We start from the raw sequence: 20,189 nt of genomic DNA on the forward strand, positions 1-20,189 counted from the left end.
ACGTAACGTACGCACAGTCCGCGTTCCGGCCCCTCGGCGGCGCCACGGCAGGGCCTGCGACGCCATCCGCTAAAACGGACGTTCTGCTTGACGGGAGATCCGTCCGCCATCTAGGATGAAATCGTCCTCGCGTCCCGGGCGCTCGCGGGGAGGTCCCGGCGACGCGGGCCCTCCCGGGCTCTCACCGTGCCGCGCGGCACCGGATCGACATGAGCGAGCCCCTCCTCCCGCTGTTCGTCAAGCTCTCCGGCCGCGACGTCCTGCTCGTCGGCGGCGGCGCGATGGCGACGGTGCGCGCGCGGCAGCTCGCGGAGGCCGGCGCGCGCATCACGGTGGTGGCGCCGGAGCTTCGCGACGAGGTCGCCGCGCTCGCGGCGGTCGTGCACCGGCGCGGCTTTGCGCCCGCGGATCTCGACGGCGCCTGGCTCGCCGTCGCGGCCGCGACCCCGGACGTGAACCGGGCCGTCGCCGAGGCGGCCGAGGCGAGGCGGATCCTCGTGAACGCCGTCGACGATCCGGACCACGCCACCGTCTACACCGCGGGCGTCGTGCGCCGCGGGGGGGCCACGGTCGCGGTCTCGACCGGCGGCAAGGCGCCCGCCCTCGCCGGCCTCCTCCGCGAGGCGCTCGAGGCCGTCCTGCCCGACGACCTCTCCGCCTGGATGGACGCCGCCGAGGCCGCGCGCGCGGAGTGGAAGCGCGCACGGGTGCCGATGGCGACGCGCCGCCCGCTCCTCCTCGAGCGGCTGAACGCGCTCTACGCCGGCGGGCGCGGCGCCGCGGCGACCCCGCCGCTCCCCGGCGGCTTCGTCTCCCTCGTCGGCGCAGGCCCCGGCGATCCCGGCCTCCTCACCCGGCGGGCGGCGGAGCGGCTCGGGCAGGCGGACGTCGTCCTCTACGACGCGCTCGTCGATCCGGCGGCCCTCGCGCTCGCGCCGCGCGCCCACTGCTTCCACGTCGGGAAGCGCGCGGGGCGCCCCAGCGTCTCGCAGCGTGCGATCGAGCGGCTCCTCGTGCGCGCCGCCCGCCGCGGCCAGCGCGTCGTGCGGCTGAAGTGCGGAGATCCCTTCGTGCTCGGGCGCGGCGGCGAGGAGGCGCTCGCGCTCGCCGAGGCCGGCGTGCCCTTCGAGATCGTGCCCGGCGTGACCTCCGCGATCGCCGCGCCCGCCCTCGCCGGCATCCCCGTCACGCACCGCGGGCTCGCGGCGGGCTTTGCCGTCGTCTCCGGCCACGCCGAGGGCACCTACGGCCCCCTCCTCGACGCCATCGCACCGGCGGCGCTCACGCTGGTGGTCCTCATGGGCGTCGGCGCCCGGGCTGGCATCGCGGCGCGGCTCCGCGCCCGCGGCTGGGATCCTGCGACGCCCGCCGCCGTCCTCCTCGGCGCGTCGAGCGTCGAGGCCTTCACCTGGACCGGCACGCTCGCGGAGCTCGCCACCGCGCCGCTGCCCGGCGACCGCGCCCACCTCCCCGGCACCCTCGTCGTCGGCGCCGTCGCGGCCCTCGCAGCGGTCCGCGAGCGCCCCCGCGCAGCCGCCGGCGACCGCTGAGCCCGAAGGACCCCTGCCATGACCACCTCGACCCTCCCCGCCGGCCGCGCCCGCCCCACCTTCGCGGACCCCTCCGAGATCGACGCCTTCGTCGAGCGGCTCCGCCGCTTCGAGCGCGGCGAGCTCGACGCCGAAGGCTGGCGCGCCTACCGCGTCGCGCGCGGCGCGTACTCGCAGCGCCAGGACGGCGTGCACATGCTGCGGGTGAAGATCCCGCAGGGGCTCGCCGACGCGGCGCAGCTCCGGGCGCTCGCCGACGTCGCCGCGCGCTTCTCGCGCGGGTTCGGCCACGTCACGACGCGGCAGAATCTCCAGCTCCACTTCGTCTGCCCCGCGGACCTCGAGCCGGCGCTCCGCCGGCTCGCGGAGGCCGGCCTCACCACCGCTGGCGCGGGCGGGAACACCGTCCGGAACGTCGTGACCTGCCCGCTCGCGGGCGTCTCCGCCGACGAGGTCTTCGACCCGACGCCCTACGCCGAGGCGGCGACGCGCCACTTCCTCCGCCACCCGCTCGCGAACGCGCTGCCGCGGAAGCTCAAGATCGCCTTCGAGGGCTGTGCCACGGACCACGTCGCGACGCCCATCCACGACCTCGGGTTCCGCGCCGCCGTCCGCGAGGTCGCCGGCCGGACCATCCGCGGCTTCCGCGTCACCGCCGCGGGCGGCACGTCCTCGCTCTGCACCTCGGGGCTCGTCCTCGTCGACTTCCTGCCCGCGGCCGACGTGCTCGCGCTCGCCGAGGCGGTCGTCCGCATCTTCCACGCGCGCGGTGACCGCGTGAACAAGGCCCGGAACCGTCTCAAGTTCCTCGTCCGCGACCTCGGCGAGGCCGCGTTCCGCGAGCTCGTCCAGGCCGAGCTGATCCGCGTGCAGGCGGAGGGCGCGCCGCGCCTCCCGTTCGACCCGGAGCGCCCGCCCGAGGAGCGCGCTCCCGCCCTCGCGCGGCCGCAGGCGCCCGCGCCCGCCGAGATCGCCCGCCGCGTGACCGCCGCGCCGGCGCGCGGGCCCGGGCTCCCGCCCGAGGTCGTGCCACTGCTCGAGGCGCCGCTCGCCGCCCTCGACGCGTTCCGCCGCACCAACGTCCGCGCGCAGAGGCAGGCGGGGTTCGAGGTGGTGACGGTCGCGGCCCCGCAGGGCGATCTCACCGCCGCGCAGCTGGAGGTCCTCGCGGACCTCGCCCTCGCGCACGGCGACGGCACGGTCCGCCTCGCGCCGGGCGGCCAGCTCCACCTCCGCTGGGTGCCGCGCGCGGAGGTCCCCGCGCTGTACGCGGGCCTCGCCGCCGCCGGCCTCGTCCGCGCCGCCGGCACCGCCGACGACATCGTCTCCTGCCCCGGCGCGGAGGCCTGCCGCCTCGCGGTGACCAGCCCGCGCACTGTCGCGCGATTCGCCGAGCGCCAGCTGCGCGACCGGCTCGGCCGGGACGCGCTCGCCGAGGCGGCGTTCCCGGTCCACGCCTCGGGGTGCCCGAACGGCTGCAGCCAGCACCACCTCGCGGCGGTCGGCCTCCAGGGCAGCGCGCGCCGGCTCGGCGAGCGCACGATCCCGCAATACTTCGTGCTCGTCGGGGGGAGCGTCGGCGAGACCGGCGCGACCTTCGGCCGGCTCGCCGCGAAGATCCCGGCGCGGCGCGTGCCGGACGCGCTCGCGCGCCTCGTCGCCCTCTGGCGGGCCGAGCGCGCGCCGGGCGAGGCGCCGGGCCCGTTCCTCGCCCGCGCCCTCGACCGCGCGAGGGCGGTGCTGGCCCCGCTCGAGGAGCTCGCGCTCGCGGACGCGCGCGCCGAGGACTTCGTGGAGCCGGGCTCGGACGAGGTCTTCCGGCCCGAGGTCGGCGACGGCGAATGCGCGGCCTGAGCCCGTTCGGGCCGGCGTCCGTGATCTCGGATTTTTGTCCGCCCGTCCGCTTGACAGGACGGGTATCCGCTACCTAGGATTCGTGCGCTCTCGCCCGGTGGCTCCGGCCGGGAGCGACGACGACAGCCCGTGGCGATTTGCGGCGTATTGCGGCCACGTGAATCCAACCGCTAAAAAGCTCCTCGCCTGCGGGTGAATACCCCCGGGCGGGGCGGAAGGAAGACAGATGTCCTCGCCCGTCGCGGCGGCGTGCACCGCCGTCGCCAAGCGGTCCGGCCCCCGGCTCGCGTCCCTGTCCTGTCGCCTCTGCGGCGCCCCCTCCGATCCGTCCCCCGTCGCGGTGTGCGAGCACTGCCTCGGCCCGCTCGAGCCCGTGTACGACCCGGCCCGGCGGCTGCCCACGCGCGCCGAGATCGAGGCGCGCCCCCGCTCGATCTGGCGGTACCGCGAGTGGCTGCCGATCCTCGACGCGCCGGTCGTCTCCGAGGACACCGGCTTCACGCCGCTCCTCGACGCGCCGGCCCTCGCCCGTGCCCTCGGCGTCCGGCGCGCGCTCGTGAAGAACGACGCCGTCTCGCACCCGAGCTGCTCGTTCAAGGATCGCGTCGTCGCCGTGGCGCTCAACGCCGCCGTCGGGCTCGGCCTCGACACCGTGGGCTGCGCGTCGACCGGAAACCTGGCGAACTCCGTCGCAGCGCAGGCCGCGCGCGCCGGGCTCGCCGCCTGGATCTTCGTCCCCGAGGACCTCGAGGTCGGGAAGATCGTCGGCACGGCGATCTACGGCCCGCGGCTGGTCCGGGTGAAGGGGACCTACGACGACGTGAACCGCCTCTGCGCGCAGGTCGCGGACCGGTTCGGCTGGGGGCTCGTCAACCTGAACCTCCGCGGCTACTACGGCGAGGGGTCGAAAACGATGGCCCACGAGATCGGCGAGCAGCTCGGCTGGCGGACCCCCGACGCGGTGATCGCGCCGATGGCGGGCGGCTCGCTCCTGACGAAGCTCGACAAGGGCTTCCGCGAGCTGCGCACCGCCGGGCTCCTCGACGGCGCCGCGCCGCGGATGTACGGCGCGCAGGCGGCGGGCTGCGCGCCCATCGTGAACCTCGTCGCGAGCGGCGGCGAGAAGATCGAGCCCGTCCAGCCCCGGACGATCGCGCGCTCCATCGCCATCGGGAACCCCGCGGACGGCCGCTTCGCCGCGAAGGCGATCCGGACCTCCGGCGGCGGCGCCGCGGCGGTCACGGACGAGGAGCTCGTCGCCGGGATCCGGCTGCTCGCCGAGACGACGGGCGTCTTCGGCGAGACGGCGGCCGGCGTCACCGTCGCCGCCGCCCTGAAGCTCGCGAGGGAGGGGCAGCTCCGGCCCACGGACGAGCTCGTCCTCTGCATCACCGGCAACGGCCTGAAGACGGTCGAGGCCGTCCTCCCGGCGCTGCCGGAGGCCCCCGTCGTCGCCGGGAAGCTGCGCGAGGTCGCAGCGCTCGTCGAGGCGTCCCGCTAGAACCCCGTCACCCTTCAGGAGCGAAACGATGCCGGTCACCTTGAGGCTCCCCACCGTGCTCGCCAAGTCGGCGGGCGGCCAGACCGTCCACGAGGCGAAGGGCGCCACCGTCGGCGCGGTCATCCAGGACGTCACGGCGCGCCACCCGGATCTCGGATCGCGGCTCCGTGGCCCCGATGGCAAGCCGTACCCGTACGTGATCTTCTACCTCGACGACGAGGACATCCGGTTCCAGCAGGGCTTCGAGACGCCCGTCGCGGACGGCGCCGAGATCGTCGTCGTCCCCGCCATCGCCGGAGGGTAACCGATGTCCATCGGGCGTCCCGCCTCGGAGCTCCCGCAGCTCGGCCAGGAGGAGATCCTCCGCTACAGCCGCCACCTCATCATCCCCGACGTCGGGGTCGAGGGGCAGCGCCGGCTCAAGGCCGCCCGCGTCCTGATGGTCGGCGCGGGCGGGCTCGGCTCGCCCATCGGCCTCTACCTCGCCGCGGCCGGCGTCGGCACCCTCGGCCTGGTCGAGTTCGACGTCGTCGACGTGACCAACCTGCAGCGCCAGGTGATCCACGGGACGAAGGACGTCGGCCGGAAGAAGGTCGAGTCCGCGCGCGACCGGATCCACGACGTGAACCCGCACGTCGAGGTGGTCGCGTACGACACCCAGCTCACGAGCGAGAACGCGCTCGAAATCATCCGGAACTACGACCTCGTGGTGGACGGGACGGACAACTTCGCGACCCGCTACCTCGTGAACGACGCCTGCGTCCTCCTCGGGAAGCCGAACGTCTACGGATCCATCTTCCGCTTCGAGGGCCAGTCCACCGTCTTCTGCACCACGGACGGCCCCTGCTACCGGTGCCTCTACCCCGAGCCTCCGCCGCCGGGCCTCGTCCCCTCCTGCGCGGAGGGCGGCGTGCTCGGCGTGCTGCCGGGCCTCCTCGGGCTCGTGCAGGCCACCGAGACCGTGAAGCTCATCGTCGGCGCGGGCGAGCCGCTCGTCGGGCGCCTCCTGCTCCTCGACGCCCTCCGGATGGACTTCCGGACGGTGAAGCTCCGCAAGAACCCGAGCTGCCCGGCGTGCGGCACGCACGAGATCCAGGCGCTCATCGACTACCAGCAGTTCTGCGGCATCCGCGGCCAGCCGGACGAGACCGACGGCATCCCGACCATCACGCCCGCGGAGCTGGACGCGCGGCGGCGGCGGAAGGACGCGTTCGACCTCATCGACGTCCGCGAGCCGCACGAGTGGGACATCGGCCGGATCGAGGGCGCGCGCCTCACCCCGCTCTCCTCGTTCGCGGAGGCGCTGCCGACGCTCGACAGCGCGCGCGACCTGATCGTCTACTGCAAGAGCGGCGGCCGGAGCGCGAGGGCCGTCCGCCAGCTGCAGGCGGCCGGCTTCCGCCGCGTGTGGAACCTCGCCGGCGGGATCCTCCGCTGGAGCGAGGAGATCGACCCGACCGTGCCGCGCTACTAGCCCGGAATGCCGCCCCGCGACCGCCCGCGCGCCGCCCCGCCGCTCGAGAGCATCCTCGACGCGGTGGGGGGCACGCCCGTGGTGCGGCTGCGGCGCGTCGTCGTCCCCGAGGGCGCCGCGGTCTTCGCGAAGCTCGAGTCGTTCAACCCGGGCGGCTCGGTGAAGGATCGGATCGCGATCTCCATGATCGAGGCCGCGGAGCGGTCCGGGCGGCTCCGGCCCGGCGGCCGCGTCGTGGAGGCGACGAGCGGCAACACCGGCATCGGCCTCGCCCTCGTCTGCGCCGTGAAGGGTTACCGGCTCACCCTCGTCCTGCCCGACTCGACGTCCCTCGAGCACCGGCAGGCGCTCGAGGCGTACGGCGCCGAGCTCGTGCTCACGCCGGCGGAGAGGGCGATGGGCCCGTCGGTGGCGCGCGCGCGAGAGCTCGCGGAGCGCGAGGGCGCCTTCCTCGTCGAGCAGTTCGCGAACCCCGCGAACCCCGCCGCGCACCGCGCGCACACCGGCCGCGAGCTGGTCGAGCAGCTCCGGGCCGCCGGCGTCGCGCCGGACGCGTTCGTCGCCGGCGTCGGCACCGGCGGGACGCTGACCGGCGTCGCGGAGGTGCTCCGCCGGGAGCACCCGCGCGTGGCGCTCGTCGCCGTGGAGCCGGCCGCGTGCGCCGTGCTCTCCGGCGGCGCGCCGGGCCCGACCCGGATCCAGGGCCTCGGCGCCGGGTTCGTGCCCGAGGTCCTGGACCGGTCGGCGTACGACCGCGTGATCGCCGTCTCCGACCAGGACGCCTGGGCGATGAAGGTGCGCCTCGCCCGCGAGGAGGGGCTGCTCGTCGGCGTCTCGAGCGGCGCGGCGGCGGTCGCGGCGCTCGACGTCGCGCGCGCGCTCGGGCCCGGCAAGGTGGTCGCGACCGTGTTCGCCGACACCGGCGAGCGGTACTTCTCGTTCGCGGAGTGGTTCGAGGGGGCGCGGCCGTGAGCGCACCGAGCTTCCCCCACGGCCCGGCCCCGGTGGACTCCCTCGCCCGCCTCGTCGGCAACACGCCGCTCGTGCGCCTCCGCCGGATCGGGGCCGACCTCCCCGGCGTCTCCATCTACGCGAAGTGCGAGTTCGCGAACCCGGGCGGCTCGGTGAAGGACCGGGCCGCGCTACGCATGATCGAGACGGCGCTCGCCGACGGCCGCTTCGGCCCGGGGAAGACCCTGGTCGACTCGACGAGCGGGAACACCGGGGTCGCCTACGCCTGGATCTGCGCCGCGCTCGGGCTCCGCTGCGCCCTCGTGATGCCGTCGAACGTGAGCGCCGCGCGGAAGCGCATCACCCGCGCGTTCGGCGCGGAGCTGATCTTCTCGGATCCGCTCGAGGGCTCCGACGGCGCGATCCGGAAGGTCCGCGCCCTCGTCGCGGACGACCCCGCGCGCTGGTTCTACCCGGACCAGTACGGGAACCCGGAGAACCCGCGCGCCCACGAGCTCGGCACGGCCGTCGAGATCGCGGAGGCGCTGGAGGGGCGCGTGGCCGCGTTCGTGGCGGGCATCGGGACCGGCGGCACCGTGATGGGCACCTCGCGCGGCCTCCGGGCGCGCGTCCCGGGCGTCCGGTGCCTCGCCGTCGAGCCCGCTGAGCCGCTCCACGGTCTCGAGGGCCTGAAGCACATGGCGAGCTCCATCGTGCCGGCGATCTACCGCGCCGAGGAGCTGGACGGAGTGATCTCGCTGCCGACGGCCGAGGGCTGGGAGATGGCGGAGCGGCTCGGGCGCGAGGAGGGCCTGCGCGTCGGGCACTCGGCGGGGGCGGCCGTCGCCGGCGCGCTGCGCGTCGCGCGCGCGCTCGCGGCAGAGGGGCGCGGCGGAAACGTCGTGACGGTCCTGCCGGACCGCGCCGACCGCTACTTCGAGCCGCGCCGGTGGGAGCGGAGGATCGCCTGGTGACCGCCGCCTACGGCCCCGAGGTGCTCGCCCGGATCGCGGCGCTCTGCGAGGCGGATCCCGAGCGCGAGGCCTGCGGGTTCGTGGTCCAGCGTGGCGGCGCCGTCGAGGTCGTCCCCGTGCCGAACGTCGCGGATCGGTACCACGCCCAGGATCCGGAGCGGTTCCCGCGCACGAGCCGCACCTCGTACCTGATGGATCCGAGGGCGCAGCTCCGCGTGCACGAGTCGCTGCTCGACGGCCGTGGCGAGATCGTCGCGGTGTGGCACTCGCACGTGGAGGTCGGCGCGTACTTCTCCGAGAAGGACCGCGCCGACGCGCTCGTCGACGGCGAGCCGCTCCTCCCCGGCGCGGAGTACCTCGTGCTCGGCGTGCGCGGCGGGAAGGTCACCGAGACGCGCCGGTACGTCCTCGAGGCGGGGCTCTTCGTGGAGCGTCCGCTGACCTGACGGGCTCGCCCCTCGACTCCGTGGCGCTCCGCGCCGCTCGCTCGGTGCGAATGCTTGCAGGGCAGCGCGACCGCCGCAGCTTGACGGACGGCCATCCGCTATCTAGGATGCCGTCATCCGTTATGCCGGATACTCATCCACCGGCAGGCGCGAGGCCCGGCGCCCGCGCGACGAGGTGAACGTGGCGATCCCGATGCATCAGGCCTTCTCCCACCTCGACTGGCTCGAGGCCGAGGCGATCCACGTGCTCCGGGAGGTGGCCGGGCAGTGCGCGAATCCGGTGCTGCTCTTCTCCGGCGGCAAGGACTCCATCTGCCTCCTCCGCCTCGCGGAGAAGGCGTTCCGGCCGGCGCGCTTCCCCTTCCCGCTCATGCACATCGACACCGGCCACAACTACCCCGAGGTGATCGCGTTCCGCGACCGCCGCGCGGCGGAGCTCGGCGAGCGGCTCCTGGTGCGCTCGGTCGAGGACTCCATCCGCGCCGGCAAGGTGGTCCTCGCCCACCCGCTCGAGCCCCGGAACAAGCACCAGTCGGTGACGCTCCTCGACGCGATCGCCGAGTTCGGCTTCGACGCCTGCATCGGCGGCGCGCGGCGGGACGAGGAGAAGGCGCGGGCCAAGGAGCGGATCTTCTCCTTCCGCGACGAGTTCGGGCAGTGGGACCCGAAGAACCAGCGCCCCGAGCTGTGGAGCCTCTACAACGCGCGGATCCGGAAGGGCGAGAACATCCGCGCGTTCCCCATCTCCAACTGGACCGAGCTCGACGTGTGGCAGTACATCGCCCGCGAGCGGCTCGAGCTCCCGTCGATCTACTTCGCGCACCGGCGCCCCGTCGTCCGCCGCGGCGGCGCCATCGTGCCGGTCACCGAGGTGACGCCGCCCAGGCCCGGCGACGTCGTCGAGGAGCTGACGGTCCGGTTCCGCACGGTCGGCGACATCACCTGCACCGCGCCGGTCGAGTCGGCGGCCACCACGCTCGAGGCGATCGTCGCCGAGACGGCGACGACCACGATCACCGAGCGCGGCGCGACCCGCCTCGACGATCAGACCTCGGACGCCTCGATGGAGCAGCGCAAGAAGGAGGGCTATTTCTAGATGTCCGTCCCCGCCCAACGCCTCGAGGCGCCGCCCGACCGCGGGCTCCTCCGGTTCACGACCTGCGGCAGCGTCGACGACGGGAAGAGCACGCTCATCGGGCGGCTCCTCCTCGACACGAAGTCGATCCTGGCCGACACGCTCCACGCCATCGAGCGGACCTCGCGCCGCCGCGGCCTCGACGCGGTGGATCTCTCGCTCCTCACCGACGGCTTGCAGGCGGAGCGCGAGCAGGGGATCACCATCGACGTCGCGCACCGCTACTTCTCCACCGGGACGCGGAAGTACATCATCGCCGACGCGCCCGGGCACGAGCAGTACACGCGGAACATGGTGACGGCCGCGTCCACCGCGGACCTCGCGATCATCCTCGTCGACGCGCGCAGGGGCGTGCTCACCCAGACCCGCCGCCACTCGTACATCGCCCACCTGGTCGGCGTCCGCCACCTCGTCATCGCGGTGAACAAGATGGACCTCGTCGGCTGGTCGGCCGAGGTCTTCGAGCGGATCCGCGCCGACTACCTCGCCTTCGCCGCCCGGCTCGGGATCGCCGACGTCCGGTTCATCCCGCTGTCCGCGCTCGAGGGCGACATGGTCGTGGAGCGCGGGAGCCGGCTCGACTGGTACGGCGGGCCGACGCTCCTCGAGATCCTCGAGGACGCCCCGGCGGCCCACACCGAGGCCCGCGAGGCGTTCCGGTTCCCGGTCCAGTGGGTCTGCCGCCCGCACACGCGCGAGCACCACGACTTCCGCGGCGTGGCCGGCCGGGTGGAGTCCGGCGAGATCGCCGTGGGCGACGCGGTGCAGGTCCTGCCGTCGGGCCTCACCACGCGCGTGAAGGAGATCCGGATCGGCGACGTCTCCCTCCGGGAGGCCGGGAGCGAGCAGTCCGTCATGCTCGTCCTCGAGGACGACGTCGACGTCGGCCGGGGCGACATGCTGGTCCGCCCCGAGGAGGCGCCGGAGGCGACGAGGAGCGTCGACGCGGTGGTCTGCTGGCTGTCCGAGCGGCCGCTCTCGGCGGCGCGGAAGTACGTCGTCCGCCACACGACGCGGGAGACGAAGGCGCAGGTCTCCGGCATCGCCTGGAAGATCGACCTCGCCGCGCTGGAGCAGGTCGGCACCAGCGGGCTCGCGATGAACGACATCGGGCGGGTGACGCTCCGGCTCGCCGTGCCCATCGCCGCGGATCGCTACGCCGAGAGCCGCGAGACCGGCGCGTTCGTGGTCGTGGACGAGGCGACGAACGACACCGTCGGCGCGGGGATGATCCTGTGAGCGTCGTCGGGAAGGACGCGCTCGCCGCCCTCGCGGCGGACCTCGAGGGGAAGGCGCCCGAGGAGATCCTCGCGGCCGTCGCGCCACGGTTCCCGGCGGGCCGGATCCAGCTCGCGAACAGCTTCGGCGAGGAGGACTGCGTCCTCGTGGACGTGATCGCGCGCGCGCGGCTGCCGGTCGGCATCTTCACGCTCGACACCGGGTACCTGTTCGCCGAGACCTACGCGCTCTGGACGCGGCTCGAGGAGCGCTACGGGGTGTCGATCGAGGCCATCCGGCCGGACGCGCCGCTCGTCGTCCCGGGCCGCCCGCCGCCGTGGGAGGAGGACCCGGACGCCTGCTGCCACGTCCGGAAGGTGGTGCCGCTCCGGTCCCAGCTCGCGAGGCTCGACGCCTGGGTGACCGGCATCCGCCGGGATCAGACGCCGGATCGCGCGAGCGCCCGGGTCGTCGAGTGGGACGCCCGGTTCGGGCTGGTGAAGGTGAACCCCCTCGCCGCCTGGACCGCCGAGCGCGTCCGCGAGCACGTGCGCCGCTTCGAGGTGCCGACGAACCCGCTCCACGCGCAGGGGTACGCCAGCATCGGCTGCGCGCCGTGCACCTCCCCGGTCGGGCCCGGCGAGGACCCGCGCGCCGGCCGGTGGCGCGGGAAGGAGAAGAAGGAGTGCGGCCTGCACGTGGAGCGGACGCCGGGCGGGGAGCCGCGCCGGTCGTGAGCCGCGCCGCGCGCCGCTCCCCGGGCGTCCTGCCCGGCTTCGGGCTCTCGACCGGGTTCACCGTCCTGTACCTGTGCCTGGTGGTGCTGGTGCCGCTCTCCACGCTGGCGCTCCGCTCGAGCGCCCTCTCCTGGGCCGACGCGCTGCGCATCGTCGCGTCTCCGCGCGCGCTCGCGTCGTACCGGCTCAGCTTCGGCGCATCGCTCGCCGCGGCCGCGGTGAACGTCCTCTTCGGCGTGCTCGTCGCCTGGGTGCTCGCGCGCTACCGGTTCCCGGGACGCTCGCTCGTCGACGCGATCGTCGATCTCCCGTTCGCCCTGCCGACCGCGGTGAGCGGCATCGCCCTGACGGCGGTCTACTCCCGGAACGGCTGGCTCGGACGGTGGCTCGAGCCCCTCGGCATCCACGGCGCGTTCTCGCCGCTCGGCGTCACGATCGCGCTCACCTTCATCGGCCTCCCGTTCGTGATCCGGACGGTGCAGCCGGTGCTCGAGGATCTCGATCCGGAGGTGGAGGAGGCGGCGGCGGTGCTCGGCGCCGGGCGCTGGCAGACGTTCCGGCGGGTGCTGCTGCCCGCCATCGTCCCCGCGGCGCTCACCGGGTTCGCCCTCTCCTTCGCCCGCGCGCTCGGCGAGTACGGATCGGTCGTCTTCATCTCCGGCAACATGCCGCTCCGGACGGAGATCGCGCCGCTCCTCATCATGACCCGGCTCGAGCAGTACGACTACGCGGGCGCGGCGGCCATCGCGATGGTGCTCCTCGCGGCCTCGTTCGTCCTCCTCCTCGCCATCAACCGCCTCCAGGCCTGGACCCGGACGCGCACGGGGCAGGCGTGACCGGCGCACACGACGCGATCGCCTCGCCGCGCACCGCCGGGCTCGCGCCCGAGGTGGCGCCGCTTCCGGCGCGGACGCTGCCGGCCCGCGCCGCGTCGCCGCGCCCGCGCCCGCGGCGCCCGACCGACGATCCGCCCCTCGTGAAGGGGGCCCTCGTCGGCCTCGCCCTCGCCTTCCTCGCCGCCTTCGTCCTCGTCCCCGCCGCGGTGGTCGTCCACGAGGCGCTGAAGGACGGGCTCGCGCTCTGGTGGAAGGCGCTCGCCGACGCCGACGCGCTCGCCGCGATCCGGCTGACGGTCCTCGTCGCCGCCGTCTCCGTCCCGCTGAACGCGGTCTTCGGGCTCGCCGCGGCGTGGTCGATCACCCGCTTCCGTTACCGCGGCAAGAACCTCCTCGTCACCCTCATCGACCTCCCGTTCGGCGTCTCGCCCGTCATCTCCGGGATGGTCACGGTCCTCCTCTTCGGCGCGCACGGCTGGTTCGGCCCCTGGCTCCAGGACCACGGAGTCAAGATCGTGTTCGCGGTGCCGGGGATCGTCCTCGCGACGGTGTTCGTGACGTTCCCGTTCGTCGCCCGCGAGCTCATCCCCTTCATGGAGGCGCAGGGCGTCGAGGAGGAGGAGGCGGCGCACGTGCTCGGCGCGAGCGGCTGGCAGATCCTCACGAAGGTCACGCTCCCGAACGTGAAGTGGAGCCTGCTCTACGGCGTCATCCTCTGCAACGCGCGGGCGATGGGCGAGTTCGGCGCGGTGTCGGTCGTCTCCGGCCACATCCGCGGAGTGACCAACACCATCCCGCTGCACGTCGAGATCCTCTACAACGAGTACGCCTTCCGCGCGTCGTTCGCGGTCGCGTCGCTCCTGTTCATCCTCGCGCTGGTGACGCTCGTGGCGAAGAAGACGCTCGAGTGGAAGCAGCACCTCGCGCGGCGCGACGCTGCGCGGCGCGCCAATCCCGGCGCCGCCTAGGAGGTCCCATGTCCATCTCGGTGCGCGGCCTGCGGAAGGCCTTCGACGATCACCCCGTCCTCCACGACGTCTCGCTCGAGATCCCCGACGGCGAGCTGGTCGCCCTCCTCGGGCCGTCCGGCTGCGGGAAGACCACGCTCCTCCGCATCATCGCCGGCCTCGAGCACCCCGACGCCGGAGAGGTGCACCACGGGGGCGAGGACGTCTCGGCCCGGAGCGCCCGCGAGCGCAACGTCGGCGTCGTCTTCCAGCACTACGCCCTCTTCCGGCACATGACCGTCGCCGAGAACGTCGCGTTCGCCCTGAAGGTGCGGAAGCGCCCGCGGGCCGAGATCACGCCGAGGGTGGACGAGCTCCTCTCGCTCGTCCAGCTCGACGGACTGCGGAGCCGGTACCCGCACCAGCTCTCGGGCGGCCAGCGGCAGCGCGTCGCCCTCGCCCGCGCCCTCGCCACCTCCCCGGAGATCCTGCTCCTCGACGAGCCCTTCGGCGCGCTCGACGCGCGGGTCCGCCAGGAGCTGCGCCGGTGGCTCCGGCGCCTCCACGACGAGCTGCACGTCACGAGCGTCTTCGTGACCCACGACCAGGAGGAGGCGTTCGAGGTCTCGGACCGCATCGTCCTCATGAACGCCGGAAGGATCGAGCAGGTCGGCACCCCCGCGCAGGTGTTCGAGGAGCCGGCGAGCCCGTTCGTGATGCGGTTCCTCGGCGCGGTGAACGTGTTCCAGGGCCACGTCGAGGGCGACCGCGCCTTCGTGAACGAGCTCGAGTTCGCCGCGCCCGGCGCCGGCCAGCGCACGCGCGCCCACGTGTACGTCCGCCCCCACGAGCTCGACGTCCACCGCGCGCCCGTGCCGGGGAGCTTCGCCGCCCGCATCGAGCGGCTCGTGCCGCTCGGGGCGGCCGTGCGCGTCGAGCTCGCCGCGCCGCGCTTCGGCGGAGCGGTGGAGGTCGAGCTCGACTTCAGGAAGAGCGAGGCGCTCGGACTCGCCCCGGGCGACGCGGTCCACGTCTCGCCCCGCCGGGTCCGGGTGTTCCCGGCGCACGAGCGAGAGCAGGACAGCCTGACCGCCAGCGGGCTGTGAGCCTCCTGGCGGGCCGGCGCGGGCGCGCGCCGCGTGACCATTCCGGTCACGTGTGATGCGGAACGTTCTGGCGATTCCGGCGTCGATCACGCAGAAGCGCAGCCGAACGCGATCCCGCCGCCGTCCGCGCCCGGGCACGCCGCCTGCACTCCGAATGCGTGTCCACCTCGCACCCCAGGAGATCCAAAATATGATCCGTCGCCTCGTCGTCGTCGCCGCCGTCGCCCTCTCCGCCAGCTCCGCACTCGCGCTCACGCCCAGCTCGACCGACGAGGCCCGCGCCGTCGCCCGTCCCGCGGTCGTCAGTGGCGCCGACGAAGCCTCGCCGGCGATCGTCAGCAGCACGGACGAGGCGCGGGCGATCGCCAAGGCGGCTCCCCTCGTCTCCGCGCCGCGCCTCGCCTCGGCCCCGTCGAGCACCGACGAGGCGCGCGGCATCGCGCCCATCGGCGGATAGGCCGGGCCGGCAGGGCCGGAGACGACGAGGCCCCGGCGTCCGCGCAGGACGCCGGGGCCACCTCGCTGCGGTCCCCTCCCCCTTTAGAAGATCACCTGCCCGAACACGATGGCCTTGTCGCCCGTCCGCACCGCCTTCTCCGAACGGTCCGCCTCGTAGTTGAAGATGAGGCGCGCGTTCAGCGGCACGGCGTCGACGTAGGCGCCGATCGTGTACCGCTCGTTCGTGTCGCCCGCCACGTTCCGGTTCCGGTCGTAGCGCTCGGCGCGGAAGATGGGCCCGAGGTTCCACGGGGTCTTTCCGTAGACGCCGGCGTACCAGCCGCGCGCGGTGAACGCGCTCGCCGTCGAGCTCGTCGCGCTCGTGTAGGTGCGGACGTCGCGCTCCGACTGGATCCACTCGGCCGCGGCGAAGAAGATGGGCGTGTCCACCTCCACGTCGGCGCCGTACGTCTTGAACCAGAAGTACGTATCGTCGACGGGCGTCCCCACGCCGTCGAACTTGCCGTTGGCGCCGAGGCCGGCGACCTGCCGGCCGTAGCCGAACGAGCCGCCCGCGCGGACGCCGACCCGTCCGCCCTTGATCAGCACCCCCGCCCGTCCCCACGCGTTCTTCGTGTCGAGGTCGTCCGTCCGGTTCGGGCCGGCGCCGTTCACGAGCGAGCCGGCCAGCTCCGCCCCGATCGCGCCGGCGGTCCACTTCCCGAGCAGCCCGACCCCGAGGTCGCGGCTGTCCGGCGTCGCGTTGACGCTCGTCGTGGACGTGGAGCGCGCGAGCGCCTGGACGACGTAGGAGCTGTTCACCCAGAGCAGCTTGGTGTCGCTCTCGGGCTGCTCGTACCCGAACGGCGTCTTCCACTGGCCGAGGCGGAGCTCGAGCCCGCGGACCGGCTTCAGCGCGGCGTACGCGTCCTTGAGGGACGTGTCGGCGCCGTCGAAGAGGACGGCGTAGCCGACGTTCGGCGTCACGTCGCCGCGCGCCCCGATGCGGGCGCGCCGCAGCTGGAACGTCGAGCTGACCACGCCCGGCGCTGGCGGATCGGTCCTGGCGTACTGCACGTTCACGAAGCCCCAGAACGTCGGCGCGTACGGCGCGGCCGCGGTCGGCTTCGGCGGCGCGTCGGCCGCGGGCGGTGAGGGCGGCCGCGGCGGCTGCCCCTGCGGCGCCGAGGCGGGCGGCGCCGCGGGCTCGGCAGGCGCGACCGGCTCCGGGGAGGATGCGGGGGCGTCCGGCGCGGCCTTCGGGCCCTCCTGGGCGCCGGCGCGAGAGGACACGAGGAGCGCGACCGCGAGCGCGGCCTGGAAGATGCGGTTCATGGTGTGGTCTCTCCGGTGAGGGGGCGGCCTGCGCTACGCGCCGGGGACGTAGATCTGATCGAACACGCCGCCGTCGGCGAAGTGCGTCGCCTGCGCCTTCTGCCACCCGCCGAACACGCCGTCGACGGTCACGAGGTCGATCTTCGGGAACTTCGCCGAGTACCTCGCCGCGACCTTCGGATCGCGCGGCCGGTAGTAGTTCTTCGCCGCGAGCTCCTGCCCCTCGGGCCCGTAGAGGAACTCGAGGTAGGCCTGCGCGACGGCGCGGGTGCCGTGCCGCTCCACGTTCCGGTCCACCACCGCGACCGGCGGCTCGGCGAGGATGCTCGTCCGCGGCACGACGATCTCGAATTGCCCCTTCCCGAGCTGCTCCACCGCCAGGAACGCCTCGTTCTCCCACGCGAGGAGGACGTCGCCGATGCCGCGCTCGACGAAGGTCGTCGTCGAGCCGCGCGCGCCGGAGTCGAGGACGGGCACGTTGCGGTAGAGCGCCTTCACGAACTCCCTCGCGCTCGCCTCGCTGCCGCCGCTCTTCCGGAGCGCGTGCGCCCACGCCGCGAGGTAGTTCCAGCGCGCGCCGCCGGAGGTCTTCGGGTTCGGCGTGATGACCGACACGCCCGGCTTCACGAGGTCGTCCCAGTCGCGGAGGCCCTTGGGGTTGCCCTTCCGGACCAGGAACACGATGGTCGAGGTGTACGGCGAGGCGTTCTGCGGCAGCCGCTTCTGCCAGTCCGCCGGGAGGAGGCCCGCCCTCGCCACCGCGTCCACGTCGTACGCGAGCGCGAGCGTCACCACGTCCGCCTCGAGCCCGTCCACGACCGCGCGCGCCTGCTTCCCGGAGCCGCCGTGCGACTGCTTCACCGTGACCTTCTGGCCGGTCCTCGCCAGCCACTGCTTCCCGAACGCGGCGTTCACCGCCTCGTACAGCTCGCGGGTGGGGTCGTACGAGACGTTGAGGAGCTGCACCTCCTTCGCGTCCGCCGCCCGCGCCGCGCGACCTCCGACGAGCGCGACCAGCGCCGCCGCGATCCCGACCCAGCTTCCGATCCGTGCCTTCATGTCCATCCTCCGCGTCATGCGCCCGTCGGGCGCGTCATCCGTTATTACGGATGGACAACCTAGATGACGGACGGACCTCCAGTCAAGCGGATGCCCGGCTACTCGCCGGCAGCCGCGGCGAGGCGGCGCCGAGGAGGCTACGTGGCGCACTCGCCGTCGCCGCTCTCGGGCCGGAACGCGGCGGCGTCGCCGAGATCCACGAGGTCCTCCGGCCGGAGCGCGTCCGGCGCGAGCTCCGCGAGATCCGCGAGCACGGCGCGCGCCCGGGCCGGATCGACCCGCGCGAAGAACGCCGGCGCGCTCTCGCCGACGGCGCGGTCCGCGGCGTACAACGCGACGAGCCGGTCGAGCGCCTCCGGGACACGCCGCGCGGGGATCTTCGCGGCGAGCCGGCCGAAGCGGGCGCCGTCCGGGCCGACCGCGCCGCCGAGCAGCACGAAGTACTGCGGGATCGCCCGCCCGTCGACCTTGCGCGCGCTGCCCTGGAACCCGATGGCGGCGACGTGGTGCTGGCCGCAACCGTTCGGGCAGCCGCTCACCTTGAGGTCGAGCTCCGGGAGCGCCAGCTCCGGGTGCGCGCGGACGTGCTCCTCGAGCAGTCGCCCGAGGCCGCGCGACTGCGTGACGGCGAGCTTGCAGCTCTCCGCGCCAGGGCAGCTCGTCACCCGCGCGGCGGTGCCCGCCCCCGCGCGCCCGAGGCCCGCGGCGGCGAGCCGCGCGTGGAGCGCCCCCACCTCCTCGCGCCGGACCCAGCGAAGCACCACGTCCTGCTCCCGGGTGAAGCGGACCGTTCCGTCGCCGTACGCGCGCGAGAGGTCGGCGAGGACGGAGAGCTGCGCCGCCGTCACGTCGCCGAGCGGGAGCACGACCTCGACCACGACCCAGCCCGCCTGGCGCTGGGGCCGGACGTTGGTCCGCTCGAACGCGGCCCGCAGCGCGGCGGCCGGCGCGAGGTCCGGCTCGACAGCCGGCACGAGGCCGGGCCCACGCGGCGCCTGGGCCCGGACGCGCGCGGCGATCGCCTCCGGCCCGGGCGCGGCGGGCCGGGTGCCCTCCGGCGCGAGCTCCTCGGGCGGCGAGGCGACGTCGAAGGACAGGCGCGGCGCGCCGTCCGCGCGGACGCGGGAACGCTCGGCTTCGACCTCGGCGCGGAAGCCCTCGAACCCGAGCTTCCGGATGAGGAACTTCATCCGGTTGGCGTGGCGGTGGACGCGATCGCCGAGCCGGTGGAACACCCGGATGACCGCCTCGGACAGCTCGAGCACGTCCTCCGCGGGCAGGAAGTCGACGAGGAGCTGCGCCGCGACCGGCACGGTCGCGGTGCCGCCGCCGGCACGGACCAGGAACCCGCGGCGGCCGTCCGGCGCGGTGCGCGCGAAGAAGCCCAGGTCGTGGATGGCGCAGGCGGCGTGGTCGTCCGGGCAGCCCTCGAACGCGACCTTGAACTTCCGCGGGAGCGTGCTCGAGAGCGGGTGGCGGAGGAAGTGGCGCGTGAACGCCTCGGCGTACGGCGTCACGTCGAAGGCCTCGCGCGCGGAGACGCCGGCCAGCGGGCACGCCGTGACGTTCCGGACCGAGTTCCCGCAGGCCTCCCTCGTCGTGATGCCGGCGTCCACGAGCCGGCGCATCGCCGCCTCGGCGCCGCGCGCCGCGACGAAGTGGAGCTGCAGGTTCTGCCGGGTGGTGACGTGGCCGAAGCCACGCCCGTGCTCCACGGCGACCTCCGCCAGCGCCTCGAGCTGCGCCGCGGACAGGACGCCCTGCGGGATCTTCACCCGCTGCATGTGGACGTCCCCCGGCTGCCGCTGGCCGTAGGTGCCGAGGAGGAGCCGGTACTGCCGCCAGGCCTCGGCGGTCACCTCTCCGCGCTCGAACCGCGCGAGCATCTCGAGGAAGTCGTCCAGGTCACGCGCGTCCGCGAACGGCGCGCGCTCCCGGGACGAGGGGGCGAGCGTGGGCACCGGTTCCTCCACCGCGGCGCGCGGCCCCCTCGAGCCGGTCGTCCGCTATAGTGGATGTCCGGTATAACAGACGTCTCGCTGCCGCGCCACCGCCCTGCGCTGGCGCGTCCCGACCCGCTCGCCGGCGGTGGCGCCCGTCAGGCCGTCACGTCGCGACCGGACGCCGGGCGACCAGCACCGAGCACGGCGCCTCGCGGACCACCTTCTCGGCGACGGACCCGAGCAGCGCGCGCGCCACGCCGGTCCGGCCGTGCGTCCCGATGACCACGAGGTCCGTCTTGTCGTCGTGCGCGAACTTGACGATCTTGTCCGCCGCGTCGCCGACCAGGATCCGCGTTCGCACCGCCGCGCCGCTGATCTGCGCCGCCTCGTCGCGCCACGGCTCCATCTTCCGGTCCATCTCCTCGAGCCGCTGCTCCGTCACCTCGCCCGCGGAGGGCGCGAGGACATCCTCCGCGATCATCGACGCGTGCGTCTTCGGGATGACGTTCACCAGCGTGAGCTCGGCCTCGGTCGCGCGGGCCCGCTCGGCCGCGTGCAGCATCGCGATCCGCGACAGCTCCGAGAAGTCGATCGCGCAGAGGATCTTCTTCCACTCGGTCATGACCCACCTCCAGCGGCGCGCCTGCGAACCGGCGTGCCGCGCGGCGCGGGCGCCGCGCCAGGC

The 20,189-nt window shown here is 74.4% G+C and carries 19 protein-coding genes and 1 riboswitch; of the genes, 15 read left to right on the plus strand and 4 right to left on the minus strand.

Going from position 1 to position 20,189, the window contains the following annotated elements; translation table 11 throughout:
* The first annotated feature begins 209 nt into the window (after positions 1-209).
* From cobA to AMOR_RS00900, 15 genes are all read left to right on the plus strand, one after another.
* Positions 210-1,550 carry a uroporphyrinogen-III C-methyltransferase gene (gene cobA / locus AMOR_RS00830; RefSeq protein ID WP_248357567.1) on the plus strand — a complete coding sequence of 447 codons (1,341 nt, stop codon included), beginning with the start codon at positions 210-212 and terminating at the stop codon, positions 1,548-1,550.
* Positions 1,551-1,568: 18 nt separating this feature from the next.
* Positions 1,569-3,404 carry a nitrite/sulfite reductase gene (locus tag AMOR_RS00835; RefSeq protein ID WP_248357568.1) on the plus strand — a complete coding sequence of 612 codons (1,836 nt, stop codon included), beginning with the start codon at positions 1,569-1,571 and terminating at the stop codon, positions 3,402-3,404.
* A gap of 119 nt (positions 3,405-3,523) precedes the next feature.
* Positions 3,524-3,599, plus strand: a riboswitch (SAM riboswitch).
* 31 nt (positions 3,600-3,630) lie between these two features.
* Positions 3,631-4,905, plus strand: a complete 1,275-nt coding sequence (gene thrC, locus AMOR_RS00840; protein ID WP_248357569.1) for a threonine synthase — start codon at positions 3,631-3,633, stop codon at positions 4,903-4,905.
* 28 nt (positions 4,906-4,933) lie between these two features.
* On the plus strand, positions 4,934-5,209 hold the full coding sequence (locus AMOR_RS00845; protein WP_248357570.1) for a MoaD/ThiS family protein: 276 nt from the start codon (positions 4,934-4,936) through the stop codon (positions 5,207-5,209).
* 3 nt (positions 5,210-5,212) lie between these two features.
* Entirely contained in the window at positions 5,213-6,379 is a 1,167-nt protein-coding gene (gene moeB, locus AMOR_RS00850) for a molybdopterin-synthase adenylyltransferase MoeB (protein ID WP_248357571.1), read from the plus strand.
* Positions 6,380-6,385: 6 nt separating this feature from the next.
* The gene (gene cysK, locus AMOR_RS00855) at positions 6,386-7,351 is read left to right on the plus strand and encodes a cysteine synthase A (protein ID WP_248357572.1); all 966 of its coding nucleotides are present in this window, start codon (positions 6,386-6,388) and stop codon (positions 7,349-7,351) included.
* The gene (locus AMOR_RS00860; protein ID WP_248357573.1) at positions 7,348-8,304 is read left to right on the plus strand and encodes a PLP-dependent cysteine synthase family protein; all 957 of its coding nucleotides are present in this window, start codon (positions 7,348-7,350) and stop codon (positions 8,302-8,304) included. Before cysK ends, AMOR_RS00860 begins: the two co-directional genes overlap by 4 nt.
* Entirely contained in the window at positions 8,301-8,750 is a 450-nt protein-coding gene (locus AMOR_RS00865) for a M67 family metallopeptidase (RefSeq protein ID WP_248357574.1), read from the plus strand. The genes AMOR_RS00860 and AMOR_RS00865 overlap by 4 nt, the downstream gene beginning before the upstream one ends.
* Positions 8,751-8,943: 193 nt before the next feature.
* A complete protein-coding gene (cysD, locus tag AMOR_RS00870) occupies positions 8,944-9,846 on the plus strand; it encodes a sulfate adenylyltransferase subunit CysD (RefSeq protein ID WP_248362649.1) in 903 nt (300 codons plus the stop codon).
* Entirely contained in the window at positions 9,847-11,124 is a 1,278-nt protein-coding gene (locus AMOR_RS00875) for a sulfate adenylyltransferase subunit 1 (protein WP_248357575.1), read from the plus strand.
* The gene (locus tag AMOR_RS00880; RefSeq protein ID WP_248357576.1) at positions 11,121-11,840 is read left to right on the plus strand and encodes a phosphoadenylyl-sulfate reductase; all 720 of its coding nucleotides are present in this window, start codon (positions 11,121-11,123) and stop codon (positions 11,838-11,840) included. Before AMOR_RS00875 ends, AMOR_RS00880 begins: the two co-directional genes overlap by 4 nt.
* Positions 11,837-12,676, plus strand: coding sequence for a sulfate ABC transporter permease subunit CysT (gene cysT, locus AMOR_RS00885; protein WP_248357577.1), 840 nt, complete (start codon positions 11,837-11,839; stop codon positions 12,674-12,676). The genes AMOR_RS00880 and cysT overlap by 4 nt, the downstream gene beginning before the upstream one ends.
* A 77-nt stretch (positions 12,677-12,753) precedes the next feature.
* Positions 12,754-13,644, plus strand: coding sequence for a sulfate ABC transporter permease subunit CysW (gene cysW / locus AMOR_RS00890; RefSeq protein ID WP_449658181.1), 891 nt, complete (start codon positions 12,754-12,756; stop codon positions 13,642-13,644).
* Between the two features lie 8 nt (positions 13,645-13,652).
* Positions 13,653-14,729, plus strand: coding sequence for a sulfate/molybdate ABC transporter ATP-binding protein (locus tag AMOR_RS00895; protein ID WP_248357578.1), 1,077 nt, complete (start codon positions 13,653-13,655; stop codon positions 14,727-14,729).
* A 190-nt stretch (positions 14,730-14,919) separates the two neighbouring features.
* Positions 14,920-15,186, plus strand: coding sequence for a hypothetical protein (locus tag AMOR_RS00900; RefSeq protein WP_248357579.1), 267 nt, complete (start codon positions 14,920-14,922; stop codon positions 15,184-15,186).
* An 83-nt stretch (positions 15,187-15,269) separates the two neighbouring features.
* Here the strand turns inward: AMOR_RS00900 and AMOR_RS00905 are convergent, their stop codons facing one another.
* From AMOR_RS00905 to AMOR_RS00920, 4 genes are all read right to left on the minus strand, one after another.
* Complete coding sequence (locus tag AMOR_RS00905) at positions 15,270-16,502, minus strand: porin (RefSeq protein WP_248357580.1); 1,233 nt, start codon at positions 16,500-16,502, stop codon at positions 15,270-15,272.
* Between the two features lie 33 nt (positions 16,503-16,535).
* The gene (locus tag AMOR_RS00910) at positions 16,536-17,561 is read right to left on the minus strand and encodes a sulfate ABC transporter substrate-binding protein (protein ID WP_248357581.1); all 1,026 of its coding nucleotides are present in this window, start codon (positions 17,559-17,561) and stop codon (positions 16,536-16,538) included.
* A gap of 137 nt (positions 17,562-17,698) precedes the next feature.
* Positions 17,699-19,522: a nitrite/sulfite reductase gene (locus tag AMOR_RS00915; protein WP_248357582.1), complete on the minus strand. Its 1,824-nt coding sequence runs from the start codon at positions 19,520-19,522 to the stop codon at positions 17,699-17,701.
* Between the two features lie 145 nt (positions 19,523-19,667).
* On the minus strand, positions 19,668-20,126 hold the full coding sequence (locus AMOR_RS00920; RefSeq protein ID WP_248357583.1) for a universal stress protein: 459 nt from the start codon (positions 20,124-20,126) through the stop codon (positions 19,668-19,670).
* Positions 20,127-20,189: the final 63 nt, after the last annotated feature.

The sequence above is a fragment of the Anaeromyxobacter oryzae genome, from assembly GCF_023169945.1.
GTDB lineage: Bacteria > Myxococcota > Myxococcia > Myxococcales > Anaeromyxobacteraceae > Anaeromyxobacter > Anaeromyxobacter oryzae.